Source organism: Variovorax palleresanus (genome assembly GCF_051144945.1).
Classification (GTDB): domain Bacteria; phylum Pseudomonadota; class Gammaproteobacteria; order Burkholderiales; family Burkholderiaceae_C; genus Variovorax; species Variovorax paradoxus_S.
This window is the reverse complement of sequence record NZ_JBJNVP010000001.1, coordinates 353,878-373,719: the sequence shown is the minus strand read 5'-3', so window position 1 is coordinate 373,719 and position 19,842 is coordinate 353,878. Positions and strand designations below refer to the sequence as shown.

Genomic DNA, 19,842 nt, shown 5'->3' with positions numbered 1-19,842 from the left:
TGCCTTGCCTCAGACGGTCCAGGGGGCGGCGCGCTCGGCATCGAGCCCGTACTTCGCGATGGCCTCGGCCACCACCGCGTGCTTGATCACGCCGTCGTCGGCCAGCGCCTTGAGCGCGGCCACGGCCACGTGCCAGCGGTCGACCTCGAAGAAGCGGCGCAGCTTGCGGCGGTAGTCGCTGCGGCCGAAGCCGTCGGTGCCCAGCACGGTGTAGCGCCGGCCCGCGGCCTGCACGTACTCGCGCACCTGGTCGGCGTAGTTGCGCATGTAGTCGGTGGCCGCGATGACCGGGCCGTCGTGGCCTTCGAGGCATTGCTCGACGTGGCTCTTGCGCGCCGGCTCGGTCGGGTGCAGCCGGCTCCAGCGCTCGGCGGCCATGCCGTCGCGGCGCAGCTCGTTGTAGCTGGTGGCGCTCCACACGTCGGCGGCAATGCCGAAGTCGCTCTTCAGCAGCTCGGCCGCGAACATCACCTCGCGCAGGATGGTGCCGCTGCCCATGAGCTGCACGCGGTGGCCCTTCTTGGGCGTCTTGCCGCCGTCGCTCAATTGATAGAGCCCCTTGAGAATCCCTGCTTCGCTGCCCTCGGGCATGCCGGGGTGGGTGTAGTTCTCGTTCATGAGGGTGATGTAGTAGTACACGTCCTCCTGCTCGGCATACATGCGGCGCATGCCGTCGCGCACGATGGTCACCACCTCGTAGGCGAAGGTCGGGTCGTACGAGACGCAGTTCGGAATGGTGCCGGCCAGGATGTGGCTGTGGCCGTCCTCGTGCTGCAGGCCTTCGCCGTTGAGCGTGGTGCGCCCCGCGGTGCCGCCCAAGAGGAAGCCGCGCGCACGCATGTCGCCGGCCAGCCAGGCCAGGTCGCCCACGCGCTGCAGGCCGAACATTGAGTAGTAGATGTAGAACGGGATCATCGGCACGTTGTTCGTGCTGTACGAGGTGGCCGCGACGATCCAGCTGGACATCGCGCCGCCCTCGTTGATGCCTTCCTGCAGCACCTGCCCGTCCTTCGACTCGCGGTAGTACATGAGCTGGTCGGCGTCCTGCGGCTTGTAGAGCTGGCCGAGCGAGGACCAGATGCCCAGTTGGCGGAACATGCCTTCCATGCCGAAGGTGCGCGACTCGTCGGGCACGATAGGCACCACGTGCTTGCCGATGGCCTTGTCCCGCACCAGCGTGCCGAGCATCTGCACGAAGGCCATGGTGGTGGAAATTTCGCGCTCGCCGGTGTCCTTGAGCAGGCGCTCGAAGGTGGCCAGCGGCGGAATCTCGAGCGCGGTCGACTTGCGGCGGCGCTGCGGCAGGTAGCCGCCGAGCGCGGCGCGGCGCTCGCGCAGGTACTTCATCTCGGGGCTGTCTTCGGCCAGCTGGATGAAGGGCACGTTGGGCAGCTCTTCATCGGACACCGGAATCTGGAAGCGGTCGCGGAAACCGCGCAGCGCGTCCTGCGTCATCTTCTTGGCCTGGTGCGCGATCATCTGGCCTTCGCCCGATTCGCCCATGCCGTAGCCCTTCACTGTCTTGGGCAGGATCAGCGTGGGCTGGCCCTTGTGCTTGACGGCCGCGGCATACGCGGCAAACACCTTCTCGGGGTCGTGGCCGCCGCGCGTGAGGCCCCAGATCTCGTCGTCGCTCATGTCGGCGACCAGCGCCTTCGTCTCGTCGTACTTGCCGAAGAAGTGCTCGCGCACGTAGGCGCCGCTCTTGCTCTTGAAGTCCTGGTACTCGCCGTCCACGCACTCTTCCATGCGCTGCAGCAGCTTGCCGCTCTTGTCCTTGGCGAGCAGCGCGTCCCAGCCGCTGCCCCAGAGCACCTTGATGACGTTCCAGCCTGCCCCACGGAACACGCTCTCGAGTTCCTGCACGATCTTGCCGTTGCCGCGCACCGGGCCATCGAGGCGCTGCAGGTTGCAGTTGATGACGAACACGAGGTTGTCCAGACTCTCGCGGCCCGCGAGCGAGATGGCGCCGAGCGATTCGGGCTCGTCCATCTCGCCATCGCCCATGAAGGCCCAGACCTTGCGCGGCGCCGTGTCGGCCAGACCCCGGCCATGCAGGTACTTGAGAAAGCGCGCCTGGTAGATCGCCATCAGCGGGCCGAGCCCCATCGACACGGTGGGGAACTGCCAGAAGTCGGGCATGAGCCAGGGGTGCGGATACGACGGGATGCCGCCGCCCTCGGACTCCTGGCGGTAGTTGAGCAACTGCTGCTCGCTCAGGCGCCCTTCGAGAAAAGCGCGCGCATAGATGCCGGGCGAGCTGTGGCCCTGGATGAACAGCAGGTCGCCGCCGTGCGTGTCGGTGGCCGCATGCCAGAAGTGGCCAAAGCCGATGTCGTAGAGAGTGGCCGCCGACTGGAAGCTCGCGATGTGGCCGCCGAGTTCCGACGAGTCCTTGTTGGCGCGCAGGATGATCGCCATCGCGTTCCAGCGGATGATCGAGCGCAGGCGGTGCTCGATCTCGCGGTTGCCGGGGGATTTTTCTTCCTGCTCGGGCGGGATGGTGTTCTTGTACGCCGTGTTCAGCGAGCGGGGCACGTACACCCCATCGCGGCGGCCCTGATCGACCAGGCGATTCAACAGAAAGTTCGTACGCTCGCTGCCGCGGTGTTGTTGAACCGCGCCGAGCGCATCGATCCACTCGCCAGTTTCCGTGGGGTCAAGGTCACCCATGGTGCTCATCGGTTTGTCTCCTGTGTCGTGGCCGAAAGCCGCATCGGGCGATGCGGCCGGCCTTGGTACACAGCAATCGATGTGCCACGCGGCGCAACGCGCGCAACGCTCTCTAAGTCGTTGATTTCATGAAAGATGAGGCGGAGATGAAGCGAGCGCGTTGCCGACGATCCGGATGCGGAGCGACGAGCCTGTCCGAATCGCCGGACCGGCGATTAGGGCAAACCCTGAGAGTCAATCCAGCGAGGTTGGTTTACCGGCGTCCGTTCATGTTTCGTCCCTCAACCCGGCCCTGACTTCACGACGAGCCCTCGCTTGCGCACCCGGTAGGCCAGCTGGGGCCGCGTGATGCCCAGCACACGCGCAGCCGCTGAAAGATTTCCGCCGCATTGCTCCAGCGCACGGCGGATCAGCGTCTCTTCGACCTGCCCCAAGGAACCGGGGCCGATGCTGTCCGGCACGGCTTGGCTTGCGGGCGCGGCCTGCGGGGGCAAGGCGCCGACAGACCCAGCGCCTGCCAGGTGGCCATCCGGCCGTACCGACAGCACGTTCTTGTCCAGCGTCTCGCCGCTCGTGAACAGGTGATGCACTTCGAGCAGGCTGCCTTCGGGCGCCACGATCACGGCGCGCTCGATGAGGTTTTGCAGTTCGCGGATGTTGCCGGGGTAGTCGTAGTTCAGAAGCGCCTTGACGGCGGCTTGCGTGAAGCCGGCGACCTGCCGGCCGTGCTTGCGGCCGTAGTGCTGCAGGAAATGGCTCATCAAAAGCGGCACGTCGTCGCGCCGCTCGCGCAGCGGCGGCAGGTGAATGGGAAAGACGTTGAGCCGAAAGAACAGGTCGTCGCGAAACCTGCCCTCGCGCACGGCCTGGCGCAGATCGACGTTGGTGGCCGCGATGACGCGCGTGTCGACCTGAACGCTGCGCGTGCTGCCCACGCGCTCGACTTCGCCCTCCTGCAATGTGCGCAGCAGCTTGCCCTGGGCCGCGTAGCTCAGCGTGCCGATCTCGTCCAGGAACAGCGTGCCGCCGTGGGCGCGCTCGAAGCGGCCCGGCCGCGCCGCACCGGCACCGGTGTAGGCGCCGCGCTCCACGCCGAACAGCTCCGACTCGATCAACGTCTCCGGAATGGCCGCGCAGTTCACGGCGACGAAGGGCTTGTCGCGCCGCGGGCTGATGCTGTGCAGCATGCTCGCGAACTTTTCCTTGCCGACGCCGGACTCGCCGGTAAAGAGCACGGTGGCCGTGGTTGGCGCCACGCGATGCAGCAAGTGGCAGGCCGCGTTGAATGCCGATGACGCACCCACCATCGCGTCGCTCTTGCGCGGCGGCGTGGGCAACTCGGCGGCCCGCGGCGCCGCGCCACCGTAGGGAGACACGCCGACGGAAACGCCGACGAAGTCACGTGCGCGCAGGTAGCGCATGTCTTCTTCCACGTCGTCCCAGCGCTCGGCGGATTTTCCGATCACGCGGCAATGGCTCTCGCCCATCGAGCGGCAGGCAACTTCGCGAAACACCACCAGCCGCCCGAACAGCGTGCTGACGTAGCCGGTGGCATAGCCCACCTGCATCCAGCAGGCCGGCGAGCCGCCGATGCCGTAGGCCGCGATGTGCTCGTCGTCTTCGACCGAGTGGTGCCAGATGAATTCGCCTTCGTAGTCCGAGGTCTCGGGGTCGTAGCGCGCGTGCACCAGCTCGACCTTCACCAGCCCTTCCAGCGCATGCAGGCGGGTGCCGGCCATGGCGGCCGCGGCCGGCTCGGCCTCGGGCCAATGCTTGCGCACCAGCTGCGCGTCGCGCGCGCCGCTGACGTAGCCCGCGCGCGTGAAGAGGCCGCGGGCCTTCCCGTGGCCCAGGCTGTCGATCAGCTCGCGCCGGAGGGACCCCAGCGCCTCGGTATGCAGCAGCACCATGCGCTGGTCCTGCAGCCAGATGCGGCCGTCGCCGGGCGAAAAGAACAGGCATTCGCTGATGTCGGCAATGGTCGGGTGCTCTTCGCTTCCCACGTGCGAGGCGTCGAAGCGGCTCATCGCACGCGCCACGTCGGCGCCGTCGAAACGGCCCAGCGCGGCGCCGGTGGCGCGCGCCACCTCGGCCAGGGAGATCCGCCCGGGGACCGGTGAGGCAATGGCTTTGGTCAATTTCAAGTTCATCGTTTGGTGAAACGGGCGGCCGATTCTTGAGCATTTGGTGAAAGCCCGGATCAGGGTAAACCAGTTATCTGCAATAACTATTACAACTCCGGGAATTCCCCTAACCCCCGAATGAAAACAGCCCCGCGTAGCGGCCCCGGGCCACCCCGCCACCGCACCCTTGGTATGCCCGTTGCGAAAAGAAGGCGGTGCCGCGGCATTTCCACCATGGCAAGCCGATCAACTTTTTTCGCAAGGGGTGAGTCATGGGTGTTTCGCAGAAGCTGGCGTTCCTGGACCCGGCGGCCTGGGCCGGCAAGGTGTTCAACGGCGCATGGGTCGCGTCCGCAGGCGGTGTGCGCAACGTCGTCGAACCGGCCACGGGCCAGGTGATGGCGGCCGTCGGCATTGCCGACGCGCAAGACGTGGCGCTGGCCACAGCCGCCGCGGCGCAGGCGCAGAAGAGCTGGGCGCAGGTGGGGCCGCGCGAGAAGGCCGCGGTGTTCCTGCGGGCCGCGGCGCTGTTCGAGCAGCACTTCGACGAGCTGGCGCTGTACGTGGCCCGGGAGACGGGCGCGATCCTGCCCAAGGGACAGCACGAGGTGCGCGAGGCCATCACCCTGTGCCACCTGGCAGCGGCCATGCCCTTGCAATCGCAGGGCCAGGTGTTGCCGAGTGCGCATGGCACCACCAGCCTGGCGCGGCGCGTGCCGCGTGGCGTGGTGGGCGTGATCTCGCCCTTCAACTTTCCGCTCATCCTCACGCTTCGCACCGTGGCGCCGGCCCTCGCGGCGGGCAACGGCGTGGTGGTCAAGCCCGACTCGCGCACGCCGGTGAGCGGCGGCTTCATGATCGCCCGCGTGTTCGAAGTGGCGGGCCTGCCCGCCGGCCTGCTGCAGGTGCTGCCCGGCGACGCCGCCGCCGGTGAAGCGCTGGTGACCGATGCGCACGTGCCGATGATCGCCTTCACCGGCTCGCCCGCCGTGGGCCGGCGCATCGGCGAGCTGGCGGGGCGACATCTGAAGAAGGTCACGCTGGAGCTGGGCGGCGCCAACTCGCTGATCGTCCTGGAAGACGCCGACCTCGACATCGCGGCCAGCAATGCCGCCTGGGGCGCCTACCTGCACCAGGGACAGATCTGCATGGCGACCAACCGCATCATCGTGCACGAAAGCATCGCCGCCGCCTTCACGCAACGGCTGGTCGCAAAGGCCCAGCACCTGCCGGTGGGCGACGGTGCCAGCGGCCAGGTGGCCCTGGGGCCGCTGATCGACGCGAAGCAGCGCGACCGCGTGCACGCCATCGTGCAGGAGAGCATTGCGGCCGGCGCGCAGCTGCTGGCCGGCGGCACCAGCGAAGGCCTCTTCTACAAACCCACGGTGCTGGCCAACGTGAAGGCCGGCATGCGCGTGTACGACGAAGAAGTGTTCGGTCCCGTCGCCAACATCATCACCTTCAGCACCGACGACGAGGCCGTGGCCCTGGCCAACAACCACCAGGGCAGCCTGGCGTCGGCGGTGATCTCGCCCTCGATCGGACGGGCCATGGCAATGGCCGCGCAATTGAACTCCGGCATGGTCCACATCAACGACCAGACCGTCAACGACGAGTGCGTCAACCCCTTCGGCGGCCCCGGCATCGCCGGCAACGGCAGCAGCGTGGGCGGCCCCGCCGACTGGGAGGAATACACCCAGTGGCAGTGGCTGACCATCAAGCAGGCGCCGCACGCCTACCCGTTCTGAGCGTTAGTTGGCTACTGAACCCACGAGGAGACATCTCATGCAGCTTCAAGGAAAAACCATCGTCGTCACCGGCGTGTCGTCGGGCATCGGCGCCGAGGTGGTGCGCATCGCGCGCTTTGCCGGCGCCCGCGTCATCGGCGTGGACCGCAACGACCCGAGTCTCACGCTCGACGGCTTCGTCAAGGCCGACCTGAGTTCCGTCGCCGCCATCGATGCGGCCGTGGCGCAGTTGCCCGAGCGCTTCGACGCGCTGTGCAACATCGCCGGCGTGCCCGGCACGGCACCCGTCAAGCTGGTGGCCGACGTCAACTACCTGGGGCTGCGCCACCTGACGGAGCAGGCGCTGCCGCGCATCCCGCGCGGCGGCTCCATCGTCAACGTGGCCTCCATCCTCGGCGCCGAATGGCCGCAGCGATTGGCGCCGCACAAGGCCCTGGCCGCCGCGCAAGGCTTCGAGGCCGGCGCCCATTGGCTGCGCGACCACCCCGTGCCGCAGGAGACCTGCTACCAGTACTTCAAGGAAGCGCTGATCGTCTGGAGCGCCACGCAGTCGCAGAAATGGTTTCTGGAACACGGCGTGCGCATGAACTGCGTGGCGCCGGGCCCGGTGTTCACGCCGATCCTGGGCGACTTCGTGAGCATGCTCGGCCAGGAGCGCGTACAGGCCGATGCGCACCGCATGCTGCGCCCCGGCTTCGCCGACGAGATCGCGCCGGTGATCGCGTGGCTGTGCAGCGACCAGGCGCGCTGGATCAGCGGCGCCAACATCCCGGTCGATGGCGGACTGGCATCGACCTACATCTGAGCCGCCATGAGCCACACCTCCATTCCCTCCGCACTCGACACGGCGCCCCTGGACCCGGCGCTGGCCGGCTTTCTGGCGCAAGCCGCTGCCCAAGGCAATCCGCCGCTGGAGTCGCTGCCCCCGCCGGTGGCGCGCCAGATCTACCGCGAGCTGGCCGCCGGCCTGGGCCTGCCGGCGCCGGCCATCGCATCGGCGGCCGACCGCGTCATCGACGGACCCGGGAGCCCGTTGACGCTGCGCATCTACCAGCCCGACGCCCAGGGGCCGCTTCCCTTGCTGCTGTACGTGCACGGCGGTGGCTTCGTGATCGGCGACCTCGAAACCCACGACAAGGTGTGCCGCACCCTGTGCCACGACGTGGCCGCCGTGGTGGTGGCGGTGGACTACCGGCTGGCGCCCGAGCATCCCTTTCCGGCGGCGTTGGACGACGTGGCCTGTGTGCTGCGATGGGTGGCCACGCACGCGCAAGCGCTCGGCGCCGATCCGTCGCGCATCGCGCTGGCCGGCGACAGCGCGGGCGCGCAGCTCGCCGCCGTGGCGGCGCTGCGTTCGGCCGGCACGATTGCGCCGCGTGCGCTGGGCCTCATCTATCCGGTCGCCCAGCACTACAGCGAACCGAGCCCATCAATGGCCGAGAACGGCGAGGGCAAGTTCCTCACCCATGGCGTCATGCAGTGGTTCATCGATTGCTACCTCGGCGGGCGCCAGGAGCTGGTGCGGCACGCCGATTTCGCCCTGCTGCACGCGCAGGCACTGGCCACGCTGCCGCCCACCTGGCTGGCCACCATGGGGCACGACCCGCTGCGCGACGAAGGCCATGCGCTGGCGCAGCGCATCGCAGAGGCCGGCGTGCCGACAGCGCACCGCCACTACCCCGGCGCCATTCACGCCTGCATTCACTTCACCGCCGTATCGCCGCTGGGCTCGCAGGTCATGGCCGACCTGGCCCGGTGGTTGCGTGCGCAACTGTCACCCCGCTCGCCCTAGTCAGCGCCGGGGGACGTGGTCTCGGCCCGTGGCGCCCTGGCCGGGGCACCCGTGCACCGATGCGGGCGCAACGTAGGAGAGTCACCCTCACCAAGACGCGTCAAAACGGCATGGCGCTGCCCCTTCGCAGCGCTCAACCTGAAGTGCCGGAGGCATTGTGCCGCCGTGACAACAGGAGAAAAACATGCCCGACAACCCAAGGAAGACAGGACTGGATCGCAAGCTGATCGCCATTGACGAGCCGCACGAAGTGCGTTCATGGACCGAGGCGCTGAAATGTTCCGAGACGCAGCTGCGAGACGCGGTGAGAGTGGTCGGCAATTCAGCCGATGCCGTTCGCGCCTATCTGGTCGAGATGCGCAGGTGAGCTTCATCCGGTGCAACGGCAGAAAAGGGTGTAGTCATGGCCATATACCTTGCATGGCGGACCTGGGCGAAGCTCAGGTGGCATCTTCGTCGCTGGCCCCTCTCCTGACGGCCGGCGAGGCTTGACCTCGTGGGGCTGTGCATGCAGTCGCGAGCGCTGGCGATCACGGGTATTCGCGCTGCACGGCATGCGAGAAGGCCAGCGGATCTGCCGCCAGGGATGCGTGCAGAAACGTGGGCCGCAGGTTGATGGACGCAAGCTCCGCGACGGGGAACTAGCGAAACTCCAGCTCCAGGTGGTCTTCGATCCCCCGGTAGCTTCGCGCCTTGTCGAGGTGGCTCGAGTTCTCGGGCAGCGAGACGAGAAAGTAGAACCCGATCTCGTGGTTCCGCCTTTCCGCCAGGTCGAAAAAATTCTCTGCGATATGGAGAAGCGGTCCGCACTCGACCTCTTCGCCGAGTTCTTCCCTCATCTCACGCACGATCGTGGCCGATGCCTCTTCGCCCACTTCGACCCGGCCGCCGGGCAAGGCCCAGTACCCATCGCCCGGGGCCCGGTGCACGAGCACGTGACCCGCATGAAGGACGATGGCGGCGGCACGAACCTGAAAGCGCTGGCCGTGAAGATGGACTGAAATCATGGTTGGCGATTGTGGGCCGCGAACGCCTTGGAGGCCATGGCGCCGAGCTTGCGCAAGCCCTTCTCGATCCGCGCATCCCAACCATGGCCGCCACTCAGCCGCAGGCAGTGGGCATACTTTCCGCTTGCCGAGAACACGACGCCAGGCGCAAAGCAGATGCCCTTGCCCAGCGCCTCGGCAAACAGCAGCCGCGTATCCGCCGGCTCGGGCAGCTCGACCCACAACACGAAGTTTCCCGCGGGCCTCGAAACCTTCGTGCCCGGGGGAAAAGCCTGCTCGATCACGCGCGTCATGCGGCCCAGCGTGTCGGCAAACTCGCGCCGGATGCGGCGCAGGTGGCGGTCGTAGTCGCCGTTCGACAGGAAGGTGGCGAGCGCCACCTGCGTCAGCACCGGTGTCGCAAGACTGGTGGCGAATTTGGTCTCCAGCACCCGCGCCATGTGCCGGCCGGTCACGATCCAGCCGATGCGATAGCCGGGCGCGAGCGTCTTGGAAAACGAGCCGCAATAGATGACGTTGTCGTGCCTGTCGAGCGCGCTGAAAGGCAGGGGCCGCTCTTCGCCGAAATGGACGTCGCCATACACGTCGTCCTCGATCAGCGGCACGCGGTGCTTGGCGAGCAGGCGCAGTATGGTGCGCTTGTTCTCTTCGGGAATGGTGCAGCCGAGCGGATTGCTGAAGCTCGACGCCAGCACGCAGGCGCGCACCTTGCCCGAGGCCACCACATCGCGCAGCGCATCGACATCCACGCCGGTGATGGAGTCGGTGGGCAGTTCGACCACCTTGAGATTCTTCGCGCGCAGGACCTGCAGCAGCCCGAAGTAGGTGGGCGACTCGATCGCGACCGCGTCGCCCGGCTCCGTGACGGCGTCGAGCGCGAGCGCCAGCGCCTCGGTACAGCCGCAGGTGATGGCAATGTCGTCCGGCGACAGCGCCTGCCCGAAACGCAGTGCGCGCCGCGCGATCTCCAGGCGCAGCGACATCTCGCCGCGCGGCGGCGAGTAGGTGTTGCACTGCCCGCCCTTCACGCGCGCCGTGCGCGCAAGAACGAGGTCGAGCTTGGATGAAGACAGCAGGCGCTGGTTGGGAATGGCGCAGCCGAGCGGCACCAGGGCTTCGTCCGAGGCGTGCTCCAGCAGGCTCAGCATGAGACCCGACAGCTCCACCTTGGCGGGCCGGACCGAATGCCGCGTGGTCGTGGGCACGGGCAAGGCGGGCGGCGCCTTGGCAACGTAGTAGCCCGACTGCGGCCGCACCTCGAGAATGCCGCGGTCTTCGAGCAGGCGGTAGGCCTGCACCGCGGTACTGAGGCTGGTGCGCTGCTGCGTGCTGATCTCGCGCAGCGACGGTGCCCGCGCCCCGGGCCGGAGCGTGCCGCGGCCGGCCAGGCCGGCGACGAAATCGGCAACTTCTTCATAACGGAACCGGAGTGGCTGCTGCGACACGGATGACTCCTCTTTGCATGGACGACGCTGCATGCAACTGTACTGCACTCAATTTCAGGAAATTGTGGCTGTTATCGTGGGCCGCGAATCTGCAAGATGAGTGCATCGACAGCAACGGTTCAAGCAGCACCACATGGCACGGTTTCCGGACAACGAGATCATCTCCCTGGTCAGCAAGGCGCCCCGCTTCGATCTCGCGGAAAGCGTGGGCCCGAGCGTGCGGCTGGCGGAACTGATCGACTCGGCTTTCGGCAGCGACGCCGACTTTTCGCTCGACTACGGCACAGCGGCGGGCAACCAGAACCTTCGGCAGGAGATCGCGAACGAGCATGGCGTCGATGCCGATGACGTGGTGGTCACGGTCGGCGGCATGCACGCCCTTTTTCTGATTGCCTTCACGTTGTGCCAGGCGGGCGACGAAGCCATCGTGGCCGAGCCGGTGTTTCCGCTCGCGCGCAACGCGCTGGCGGCCGTTGGCGCCGTGACCCGCGCACTGCCGCTGGGCTTCGACACGGGCTATCGGGTCGACCCGGACGCGCTGCGCAAGCTGCTGTCGCCGAAGACCAGGATCGTGAGCCTGGCCTCGCCGCAGAATCCATCAGGTGTCGCCATTCCCGCGCAGACCTTGCGCGAAATCGTGGCGATGCTGGCCGAGCATGCCCCCGAGGCCTGGCTGGTGGTCGACGAGACCTACCGTGAGGCGGCCTATGGCGACGATGCCGCGGCACCCAGCGCCGCGTGCCTGGGGCGCAAGGTCATCTCGGTGTCCTCGCTGTCCAAATGCCACGGCTCGGCGGGCTTGCGCATCGGCTGGGCCATCACGCGCGACGCGGCGCTGCGCCAGGCTCTTATCACGGCCAAGTTCAGCACGGTGATCTCATGCTCGCCGGTCGACGAGGCGCTTGCACTCGCCGTGTTCAGGCAGCGCGACCGGATCATCGGCGAGAGGCGCAAGCTCCTCGCGCAACACCTGCAGTTCACCGAGAACTGGGTGTCGCGCCATCCCGACCACATCGAGTGGGTGCGTCCCGATGCCGGGGCGCTGTGCTGCGTGCGGCTCAAGCGTGACGTCTTCGACGCCGCGGCCGTCGAACGCTTTTATGCAACGCTGCAAAAATACAGCACCCGGGTCGCACCCGGTCCGTGGTTCGGCGACGATCCGCTGGTGTTCCGGCTGGGCTTCGGATTGCCGACGCTCACGCAACTGGCCATCGCGCTGGAGTGCGTGTCGGCCGCGCTGACGGAAGCCACGCAGGCTGGCGGCAAATAGGGCTCGCCCGGCTGCTTAGGCCGCCTTGCGGCGAGGGCCGGGCGCCTTCTTGCGCGGGGCCTTCTTCGCGGCGGCACCGGTCTTCTTTGCACTGGCGCTGGTCCTGGAACCCGCGGTCTTCTTCGCCGATGAGCCGGCCGACTTGGCGGCCTTGCCGCCCTTGAGGCTGCGCGTCAGAAGCTCTGTCAGGTCGATGATCTCTGCGCCCTGGGCCGGCCCTTCTTCTTCCGGCTCGATCACCGTTTCGGTGTCGCCGGCCTTGATCTTCTTCTGGGCGATCTTCATGACCGCGTGCTTGAACTCGTCCTTGAACTCGTCGGGGTCCCACTTCCCGCTCATGTCTTTCACGAGTTGCTCGGCCATCTTCATTTCCGAGGCCGTCACCTTGGCCCCCTTGACCCCGGCCGCGGGCAGGTCCAGCCCCGCGAGCGATTTCACCTCATCGCCCCAGCGAAGCAGGTTGAGCACGAGCACCTCGCCGGCCGGCATCAGGGCGGCCAGGTGCTGCTTGGTGGAAATCACGACCTTGGCCAGGCCCACCTTGCCGGTCTTGAGGAGCACCTCGCGCAGCAGCGCATAGACCTTCTGCCCCCTGTTGATCGGAGCGACGTAATAGGGCCGTTCCAGATAGACGAACGGAATCTCGTTGGCATCGATGAAGCGCTGGATCTCGATGGTCTGCGTCGTGCGCGGGTAGATGGCTTCGATCTCCTCGGGCGAGATGACGACGTACTTGCCGTCTTCGTACTCGAAGCCCTTCACGATGTCGTCCTTGTCGATCTCCTTGCCGGTTCTCTTGTTGATGCGCTTGTAGCCCACGGGGTCCATGCTGCGCTTGTCGAGCCAGTCGAAATCGACGCCCTGCTCGGTGCTCGCGGTGTGCAGGCCCACGGGAATGTGCACCAGCCCGAAAGTGATCGCGCCTTTCCAGAGGGTTCTGCTGGCGGTGGCCAAGATTCAACTCCTTGCGACTTGCGGTGGGTCGGATGGCCGACGCTAGCGCGAAGCGGCCGCATTGCTCGTAGGAAGAAGCCCCCTGGCGCCTACGTGCTGCTCTGAAGACGCCGGAACGCGCTGAAATGCCGGATCGCGAGTTGCTTGTGCCCCAGCTCCGCATACAGCAGTGCGGCGTTCTGGTGGGCATCGGCGAGGTCGGGCTGCAGCTGCAAGGCCTTCTCGTAGCTGGCCAGCGCGTCCTGGATGCGGCCGGCACCCTCCAGCGCCACGGCGTGGTTGTAGTGCATCAGGGGGTCGTCGCCGCAGTGCCGGACGCCCACGTCGTACAGGTCCGCGGCTTCGCCGCACCGGCCGGCTTCGCAGAGCATGAAGCCCAGGTTGAGGTAGGCATGGGCGTAGCCGGGCTCCTCTTTCAGGATCTGCCGGTAGGTGGCTTCCGCCGCCTGGGGCGCCGTGGCCTCCAGCGCCTCGGCTTGCTCAAAGAGCGCGTCGAGGTCGGCGGTGGTGGACGCCCGGCCCTGCTGGGAGAACAGGAAACTCACCGAGCCCGTGCCGGGCTCGACGCTCAGGTCCAGCAGCAGCTGGCCGGTGTCCGGCTCCCAGTGCGCATGGGCCGAGCGCACGGTCACCCGGTCGCCCTCCGCCTTGATGCGGATGCCCGCCAACGGCATCTGCGCGGGCAGCGTGGCCTTCAGCTGCCGCAGGGACCGGAGAATCTGCCGCGTCGGAATGCGCGCGGCGCGCAGCTCATGGGCGGAGCGCAGAAGAACCACGTCCTGGAACGAGAACCGCCAGGTTCCCGCCGGCGTCTTGACCGGTGCGACGAAGCCGAGTTCGATGAGCTTGCTCACGGCGTGCCGCGAGAGGCCCAGCAGCTGGACCACGCCGCGCAGGGTGTAGGGCGACGCGAATTCGGTCGAGGCTTTCACTTCTTCATGCGCGCGCGTGAAGGGGCGGGAGCAGCCTTTTCGGGCGCCTTGGGCGCGCGCTTGGCCTTGCTCGAGACACTGCGCAAGGGCGTGACCGCCGGCGGACTGGCGCTGCTCTTTGCCGCGGCCGGACGCACCTTCGGGCCCGAGGTCGAATGGCGCGCAAGGCTGGCCTTGAGCATTTCGGCCAGGTCGATCACCTGCCCGCTGGCCGCATCCTCCGGATGCTCGGCAGCCACGATTTCCTCGCCCGCGATCTTTGCGTCGATGGCGGCGAGGATGCGCTTCTTCTCCTCGTCCTCGAAGCGGGTCGGGTCGTAGCTTTCCTCGGAGATCTGGTCGATCAGCTGCAGCGCGAGCTTGAGCTCCGACGCGCTCGGCTCCAGCTGCTCGATCTCCAGGTCCTGCAGCGAACGCACCTCGTCCGCGTACAGCAGCTGCTGAAGAATCAGCCCCTCTTCCTGGGCGCGGACCTGGACCACGTACTGCTTCGCCTTCCAGGCCCATTTGGCGAGCGCGCAGCGGCCGCTTTCGAGCATCGCCTTCTTCAGCAGGTTGTACGGCTTGCCGCCGCGCTTGTCGGGCGCAAGGTAGTAGGGCTTGTCGTAGTAGATCGGATCCACTGCATCCGCCGGAATGAAGGCGACGATGTCGATGAGATGGCTCGCGCCCTCCTCCAGGGCCTTGAGTTCTTCGGGCTGGAAGATCACGAACCGGTCCTTCTCGAATTCGTAGCCCTTCACCATCTCGGAACGCGCAACCACCTTGGCAGGGTCGGTGGCGGAAACGTACTGCTGCTTGACCCGCTCGCCCTCCTTGGACAGCAGGTTGAAATGCACCGTCGCCGACCCCTCGGTAGCCGAGTAGAGCCGAACCGGGATGGAAACCAGGCCGAAGCCGAGCGACAGCGAAGCGATAGAACGTGCAGTGGCCATCTGATGCTCCTCGGAACGAGGAGACAACATGCCACTTTTCAAGGCTTTCGAAAAGAGGCGCGCTTCGCCGGATGTGTGTCGGCGTGCGTGCAAGGCCCCTCAGCCCAGCGGCCGCAGCGCAACCCCCATGTCGCGCCAGTGGTCCGGATGGCAGGTGAACAGCAGCACCTGGTGCCGCTGCGCGGCATCGAACAGCGCGCGCTTCATCTGCGCCAGCCGGGGAGCGTCGCTGTGGACCAGCGCGTCGTCGAGGATCAGCAGCGTCGGCCGGCCGGCCTCCTGCAGCAGGTCGGCGTAGGCGAAGCGGCTGATGAGCCGCAGCTGCTCGCGGGCGCCGAAGCTCAGCTCGTGCAACTGCCCGCTCTCGGCGGCGCCGCCGGCGGTAAGGCGCGTCAGCGTGGCGGGCGCAAGCCCCGCGTCCATGTGCACCGTGGCCCCGGGCATCAGCAGAGGCAGGTAGTGCTGCATACGCGTTTGCAGGGGCGCCTGCAGCCGGGTCAGCGTGGCCTGGCGCTTTTGCTCGAGCTTGTGGCACAGCAGCGCGAGCGCATCGGCGCGGCGCTGCAGCTCGGCATGCCGGCGCCGTGCCTGCACGAGCTGTCCGGCCACGGCCTCCCGCTGTTCCTCCAGGCCCTGCGCGCCGGCCTGCTGCAGCGTGTTTTCGAGCAGCAGCAGTTGCTCGCGGCGCTGCTGATGGCTGCGCGTGACCTGTTCGATGCTGCGCTGCAGGCGGTCGATGTCCTGCAGCACGATGTCGGGCCGCGCGGCCTGCACGTCGGCGCTCGTCTGGTCGATGCGGGCGGTCAGCGCCTCGGCCTCGGCGCCCGCGGCCAGCCATTGCTGGCTGGCCTGGGCATGGCGCTGCTGGCGGCCGGGGTCCGCGAGCGCCGCCTGCGCTGCCGCGAATTCGCGCCGGGCCGATGCACTCGCCTCCTGCGCCGCCGATTGCCGGCGCTGCGCTTCGGCGAGCGTCTTCTGCGCTGCGTGCTCGGCCGCTACGGCGGCTTGCTGGGCGGCCTCGGCTTCCTCGATCGACAGGGTGGGTGCGGCCGTTGCCGCGGGCAGGCGTTCGAAGGCGGCCTGCGCGGTGGCGATGCGTGATTGCGCCTGTGCAAGTTCGCTGCGCAACGCTTCCAACCCGCGCGGCGCGACGATGCCGAGGGCCTGCTGCGCGAGCTTGATCTGCGCATCGAGATCGGCCGAGGCGCCGAGCCGCGACCGGGCCTGCGCGATGTCGTCGACGCCAGAGGCCCGCAGCGCCGCGCGCATGGCATCGCGCGCATCGGCGTGCGCACGCGCAAGCGCCACGAGGTCGTCGCCGCCCGGCGTGATGACCAGCCGGCCGCCGCCCGGCAGCTGCAGCGTGGCGGGTGCGTCGATGAGCCGTTCGCCCTGCCCGCGCAGGTCGTGGCTTCCGTCGCGCGCCTGCAGTTCGAGGGCCTGGCCTTCCGGCAGCACGAACTGCAACCGCGTGGCCACGGCCTGCCGGCGCAGATCGGCATCGTGCTCGGCACGCTCGAGCGTTTGCAACTGCTCGACGTCGGCGGCGCGGATCTTCGGCGCTGCCGCGGCGGTGGCCTGCAGGGCCGCGAGCCGCGCGTGGGCCTCCTCCGCGCGCGCGAGGCTGTCGGCACTGCGCGCCGCATCGGTCTGCGCCTGCTGCAGCAACTGCTGCAGATTGCGGCGCTGGGCCTCCTGGCTCGCCGCACGCCAGGCGTCGCGGGCGCTGTCGACGCGGCGTTGGGTTTCCGCTGCGCTTTGGCGCGCATGGGCCACGGCGGCGTCGCTGTCGTGCAGCTGCTTGGCGGTCTCTTCGCAGGCACGCTCGCGCGTTTGCGCTTCGGTCTGCTGCTGAACGAGCCCGGCCAGTTCCTTTGCGAGCAGCTCCCGGGTTTCGTGCAGCTGGCGCAGGCGCGTGCGGTCGTTGCGCAGCTGCTCCTGGCTCGCCTGCAGTGCGTCGTTGCGGTGCTGTGCGGCCAGCAACTGCTCGCGCAGCGCTTCCCAGGGCCGCGCCATCTCGTCGGCCTGGTGCTGCTGGCGCATCTGTGCGAGCTGGTCGACCTGCTGGCGGTAGGCGGCGACCTGCACGTCGATGGCGCCGAGTTCTGCCTCCAGCATGGCCACTTGCGCAATGGCTTCGGCATGGGCAGCGCGCGGCTTGCCGGTCGAGGTCAGGAGTTCGTCGCGTTGCGCGCGCAGGCTGTCGAGGATCGCGTCGCCACCGCTCGCAGCCAGCGCCGCTGCCGAATCGCCGGCCGGGTCGCGAAGGGCGTCGTGCAGATGGTCGCGCGCATGGCTGACGTCCAGCTCTTGCCCGCGCCCCTGCTCCACCCACAGCAAGCCCGGGATGCCCCAGTTCTCCGGCTTGCTCGCGCCTTTGCCGGCAAACGAGAAGCCGAACAGCTGGGCCAGGTGGTCCTCGGCGTCGGTGCCGTCGAACGAACGCGCACCGGCCGCCAAGGTGCAGCGCTTCTTGCCGAGAAAGCTCTTCACCAGCCGGTGGCCCTGGCCGTCGATCAGAAAGTCGAGTTCGACCAGCGGCGCCGCGCCGCTGCCCTCGCCCCAGGGCCGCAGGTCTTCCACGGCCGTGGAGCGGTGGCGCTCGAAGAAGGCCGCGCGGATGGCGCGCACCAGCGTGCTCTTGCCGGCCTCGTTGGGCGCCGCCAGGATGTTGAGCCCGGGCTCGAAGCCGCCGATTTCGAGCGGTGAGCGAAAGCGACGCAGCTGCTCGACGCGCAGGCGGGTGATCTGCAGCTTCATGGCTTAAGCGCCCTCCCTGGAGGCCGTGGCCGATGCCATTGGCGATCGCTGCGCGAGCTCGGCCGCCAGCAGCGCCAGCGCATCCTGCGCCACGCGCGCCTCCGGCGAATCGGGGCTGGCCTGCGCATCACGCAGTTCCTGCACCACCTCGCCCAGGTAGCCGTCGGCCTGCAGACCGGCGATGTCTTCGTCGGTGGGCACGAGCCGCAGCGCCGACAGATCGACCTGCAGATGGCGGGCCCGCGCCTCCGCGCGGCCGATGGCTGCCCGCAGGCGCTGCAGGCCCGCGACGTCGATCTGGCCCTGCACGCGCAGCTCGGCCACGTCGTGCGAATCCAGCGGCTCCAGCCGTGCGATCAACGCGTAGCCATCGCTCGCAACCTGCAACGCCGCGGTGATCGATTGCCATCGGAATTGGCCGACTGCAAGTGGAGTCACCTGCGGCTCGGCGCCCGGCGCGGCGATGTCCACCAGCAGCGCCTGACCCGATCCGTTGTCCTTGAAGCGGTCCGGCTCCGGCGTGCCGGCGTACCAGGTGCGCGCGTCGATGCGCTTGCAGCCGTGCCAGTCGCCGAGCGCGAGGTAGTCGAGCCGCGCGCTCGATGCGCGGTCGGGCGCGATGGGGTTGGCCGAGTCGATGTCTTCTGCGAGCAAGCCCTGCACGCTGCCATGCGCCAGGCCGATGCGCAGCATGCCCGCGGGCGTTTCGGCCGCGTCGAACCAGGCCGTGAGGTCGTTGTAGGTGTGGCGCTGCGCGAGCGGCGCGGGCAGCACGGCAAAGCCCTGCGCCTGTAACACGCGCACTTCGGGCACCAGCAGCGGATGGACGTTCGGCGGCACCAAGCCCAGCCGCTGCGCGCGCGTCCACACGCTTTCGGCAAGGGCGGCGTCGTGGTTGCCGGGAATCATGAGCCAGGGCCCCGCATAGCCCGACAGCGCATTGAACAGACGGCGCAGCGTGCGCTCCGAAACGGTCTGCACGTCGAAGACGTCGCCGGCGACGAGCACGGCGTCCACCCGGTGCTCTATGGCCAGCGCCGCGAGCCGCTCGACCACCGTGATGCGCGCCTCGGCCAGGATCGGCGCGTGCTCGGAATCGAAGGTTGCGAACTGGCGGCCGATCTGCCAGTCGGCGGAATGAAGAAAGCGTGTCATGTGGGGTCGGTTAAATTCCGCAGATTCAGACGGCCAGCGGATCTTCGACGTCGACGTCGGGCCGCAGAACTTCCAGGATCAGAACATGAAAAAATCGGATGCGAGCCCAAGCCAGCCGGCATCGGAACTCATCTCCCAAAGAATTGCCGACCTCGGCGGCTGGCGCGGCGAAACCCTGGGCAGAATGCGCAAGCTCATCCAGGACGCAGACCCCGAAGTCGTCGAGGAATGGAAGTGGATGGGCACGCCGGTCTGGTCGCACGACGGCATCGTCTGCACCGGCGAATCCTACAAGGACAAGGTGAAGCTTACCTTCGCCAAGGGCGCTTTCCTGGAGGATCCGGCCCGTCTCTTCAACGCGAGCCTCGACGGAAACATGCGCCGCGCCATCGACATCCATGAAGGCGAAAAAGTCGACGAGTCCGCCTTCAAGGCGCTCGTGCGCGAGGCCATCGCACTCAACAGTGCGGCCAAGTCCAGATCTGCGAAGAAGCCGAAGTCCTGAGCTCGCCCTCCCGCCGCGGTGGCGTCACCAGAAGGCGTCGTCTTCGCGTTCACGCACCGTGCGCACACGGTGTTCGGCAATCTGGCGAATGAGCGCTTCCGGCAGGGGCTCGCCGTAGGGGATCTGCAGCATGCCCTTGGTCGTCTTGTGCGCTTCCAGTTCCTTGCGAAACGGCTCCAGCCCTTCCGCCGTCGGCGTGAAGTTGAGGTGCGCCTTGTGCGCGGAAAAGGCGAACAGGAAGCGGGGCTCCACGAAGAACGGCGTGCCCCACTTGATTGCCTCTTCGGCTTCTGGCGCAACGCGCTTGAGGAGCGCGTACAGCCGGCGCAGATGCGGCTGGCCCTCGCGCGGCGCCGCGCGGATGTATTCGTCGATCGTGACCGGACGCTGGGCTGCCATTTTTTTGCCTCCCTGGTAGACGAATGATCGCGAATGATCGGTCACCCGGAGGCCGGATGCCCTTCTTCCTCCCGTGACATCTTGGAACCTTCTTCACAGTCGCGATGTGCGCGACCCGGCGCGGCCAGGCGTTGGAAGTACATC

Annotated in this window: 16 protein-coding genes; 6 read left to right on the top strand and 10 right to left on the bottom strand. The window is 67.8% G+C overall.

What is annotated here, in order from left to right; all coding sequences use genetic code 11:
• Positions 1 to 9: 9 nt before the first annotated feature.
• Positions 10 to 2,682 (bottom strand): pyruvate dehydrogenase (acetyl-transferring), homodimeric type, encoded by a 2,673-nt coding sequence (gene aceE, locus ACJ7Z0_RS01795; protein ID WP_434788395.1) that lies wholly within the window; start codon positions 2,680 to 2,682, stop codon positions 10 to 12.
• A gap of 272 nt (positions 2,683 to 2,954) precedes the next feature.
• Positions 2,955 to 4,811 carry a sigma 54-interacting transcriptional regulator gene (locus ACJ7Z0_RS01790; protein ID WP_434788750.1) on the bottom strand — a complete coding sequence of 619 codons (1,857 nt, stop codon included), beginning with the start codon at positions 4,809 to 4,811 and terminating at the stop codon, positions 2,955 to 2,957.
• 257 nt (positions 4,812 to 5,068) lie between these two features.
• On the opposite strand from ACJ7Z0_RS01790, the gene ACJ7Z0_RS01785 reads away from it, so the two are divergent.
• The 4 genes from ACJ7Z0_RS01785 (at position 5,069) to ACJ7Z0_RS01770 (ending at position 8,703) form a co-directional block, all read left to right on the top strand.
• Positions 5,069 to 6,544, top strand: a complete 1,476-nt coding sequence (locus ACJ7Z0_RS01785) for a benzaldehyde dehydrogenase (protein ID WP_434788394.1) — start codon at positions 5,069 to 5,071, stop codon at positions 6,542 to 6,544.
• A gap of 37 nt (positions 6,545 to 6,581) precedes the next feature.
• Entirely contained in the window at positions 6,582 to 7,349 is a 768-nt protein-coding gene (locus ACJ7Z0_RS01780) for a coniferyl-alcohol dehydrogenase (protein ID WP_434788393.1), read from the top strand.
• Positions 7,350 to 7,355: 6 nt separating this feature from the next.
• Complete coding sequence (locus tag ACJ7Z0_RS01775) at positions 7,356 to 8,336, top strand: alpha/beta hydrolase (RefSeq protein WP_434788392.1); 981 nt, start codon at positions 7,356 to 7,358, stop codon at positions 8,334 to 8,336.
• 184 nt (positions 8,337 to 8,520) lie between these two features.
• On the top strand, positions 8,521 to 8,703 hold the full coding sequence (locus ACJ7Z0_RS01770; RefSeq protein ID WP_431121432.1) for a DUF3606 domain-containing protein: 183 nt from the start codon (positions 8,521 to 8,523) through the stop codon (positions 8,701 to 8,703).
• A gap of 274 nt (positions 8,704 to 8,977) precedes the next feature.
• On the opposite strand, the gene ACJ7Z0_RS01765 is transcribed toward ACJ7Z0_RS01770, so the two are convergent.
• Together ACJ7Z0_RS01765 and ACJ7Z0_RS01760 are read right to left on the bottom strand one after the other, a co-directional pair.
• The gene (locus ACJ7Z0_RS01765) at positions 8,978 to 9,343 is read right to left on the bottom strand and encodes an NUDIX hydrolase (protein ID WP_434788391.1); all 366 of its coding nucleotides are present in this window, start codon (positions 9,341 to 9,343) and stop codon (positions 8,978 to 8,980) included.
• Positions 9,340 to 10,788, bottom strand: coding sequence for an aminotransferase-like domain-containing protein (locus tag ACJ7Z0_RS01760; RefSeq protein WP_434788390.1), 1,449 nt, complete (start codon positions 10,786 to 10,788; stop codon positions 9,340 to 9,342). Before ACJ7Z0_RS01760 ends, ACJ7Z0_RS01765 begins: the two co-directional genes overlap by 4 nt.
• Positions 10,789 to 10,921: 133 nt before the next feature.
• Between ACJ7Z0_RS01760 and ACJ7Z0_RS01755 the strand changes: the two genes are divergently transcribed.
• Positions 10,922 to 12,058, top strand: a complete 1,137-nt coding sequence (locus ACJ7Z0_RS01755; RefSeq protein ID WP_434788389.1) for a pyridoxal phosphate-dependent aminotransferase — start codon at positions 10,922 to 10,924, stop codon at positions 12,056 to 12,058.
• Between the two features lie 15 nt (positions 12,059 to 12,073).
• On the opposite strand, the gene ku (ACJ7Z0_RS01750) is transcribed toward ACJ7Z0_RS01755, so the two are convergent.
• The 5 genes from ku (ACJ7Z0_RS01750) to ACJ7Z0_RS01730 form a co-directional block, all read right to left on the bottom strand.
• Positions 12,074 to 13,012 (bottom strand): non-homologous end joining protein Ku, encoded by a 939-nt coding sequence (gene ku, locus ACJ7Z0_RS01750; RefSeq protein WP_434788388.1) that lies wholly within the window; start codon positions 13,010 to 13,012, stop codon positions 12,074 to 12,076.
• Positions 13,013 to 13,101: 89 nt separating this feature from the next.
• The gene (locus ACJ7Z0_RS01745; RefSeq protein ID WP_434788387.1) at positions 13,102 to 13,944 is read right to left on the bottom strand and encodes a tetratricopeptide repeat protein; all 843 of its coding nucleotides are present in this window, start codon (positions 13,942 to 13,944) and stop codon (positions 13,102 to 13,104) included.
• On the bottom strand, positions 13,941 to 14,879 hold the full coding sequence (ku, locus tag ACJ7Z0_RS01740; protein WP_434788386.1) for a non-homologous end joining protein Ku: 939 nt from the start codon (positions 14,877 to 14,879) through the stop codon (positions 13,941 to 13,943). The genes ACJ7Z0_RS01745 and ku (ACJ7Z0_RS01740) overlap by 4 nt, the downstream gene beginning before the upstream one ends.
• A gap of 99 nt (positions 14,880 to 14,978) precedes the next feature.
• Entirely contained in the window at positions 14,979 to 17,639 is a 2,661-nt protein-coding gene (locus tag ACJ7Z0_RS01735; protein WP_434788385.1) for an AAA family ATPase, read from the bottom strand.
• Between the two features lie 3 nt (positions 17,640 to 17,642).
• Complete coding sequence (locus tag ACJ7Z0_RS01730; RefSeq protein ID WP_434788384.1) at positions 17,643 to 18,794, bottom strand: metallophosphoesterase family protein; 1,152 nt, start codon at positions 18,792 to 18,794, stop codon at positions 17,643 to 17,645.
• Positions 18,795 to 18,879: 85 nt separating this feature from the next.
• On the opposite strand from ACJ7Z0_RS01730, the gene ACJ7Z0_RS01725 reads away from it, so the two are divergent.
• Positions 18,880 to 19,299 (top strand): DUF1801 domain-containing protein, encoded by a 420-nt coding sequence (locus tag ACJ7Z0_RS01725; RefSeq protein ID WP_434788383.1) that lies wholly within the window; start codon positions 18,880 to 18,882, stop codon positions 19,297 to 19,299.
• Between the two features lie 24 nt (positions 19,300 to 19,323).
• Here the strand turns inward: ACJ7Z0_RS01725 and ACJ7Z0_RS01720 are convergent, their stop codons facing one another.
• On the bottom strand, positions 19,324 to 19,698 hold the full coding sequence (locus tag ACJ7Z0_RS01720) for an iron chaperone (RefSeq protein ID WP_434788382.1): 375 nt from the start codon (positions 19,696 to 19,698) through the stop codon (positions 19,324 to 19,326).
• Positions 19,699 to 19,842: the final 144 nt, after the last annotated feature.

Bases quoted from the DNA above. Each gene is read 5' to 3' on its own strand.
- ACJ7Z0_RS01770 (WP_431121432.1), top strand. From the start codon at position 8,521: ATGCCCGACAACCCAAGGAAGACAGGACTGGATCGCAAGCTGATCGCC.
- ACJ7Z0_RS01780 (WP_434788393.1), top strand. From the start codon at position 6,582: ATGCAGCTTCAAGGAAAAACCATCGTCGTCACCGGCGTGTCGTCGGGC.
- ACJ7Z0_RS01735 (WP_434788385.1), bottom strand. From the start codon at position 17,639: ATGAAGCTGCAGATCACCCGCCTGCGCGTCGAGCAGCTGCGTCGCTTT.
- ACJ7Z0_RS01720 (WP_434788382.1), bottom strand. From the start codon at position 19,698: ATGGCAGCCCAGCGTCCGGTCACGATCGACGAATACATCCGCGCGGCG.
- ACJ7Z0_RS01765 (WP_434788391.1), bottom strand. From the start codon at position 9,343: ATGATTTCAGTCCATCTTCACGGCCAGCGCTTTCAGGTTCGTGCCGCC.
- ACJ7Z0_RS01725 (WP_434788383.1), top strand. From the start codon at position 18,880: ATGAAAAAATCGGATGCGAGCCCAAGCCAGCCGGCATCGGAACTCATC.
- ACJ7Z0_RS01785 (WP_434788394.1), top strand. From the start codon at position 5,069: ATGGGTGTTTCGCAGAAGCTGGCGTTCCTGGACCCGGCGGCCTGGGCC.
- ACJ7Z0_RS01775 (WP_434788392.1), top strand. From the start codon at position 7,356: ATGAGCCACACCTCCATTCCCTCCGCACTCGACACGGCGCCCCTGGAC.
- ku (WP_434788386.1), bottom strand. From the start codon at position 14,879: ATGGCCACTGCACGTTCTATCGCTTCGCTGTCGCTCGGCTTCGGCCTG.
- ACJ7Z0_RS01755 (WP_434788389.1), top strand. From the start codon at position 10,922: ATGGCACGGTTTCCGGACAACGAGATCATCTCCCTGGTCAGCAAGGCG.
- aceE (WP_434788395.1), bottom strand. From the start codon at position 2,682: ATGAGCACCATGGGTGACCTTGACCCCACGGAAACTGGCGAGTGGATC.
- ACJ7Z0_RS01730 (WP_434788384.1), bottom strand. From the start codon at position 18,794: ATGACACGCTTTCTTCATTCCGCCGACTGGCAGATCGGCCGCCAGTTC.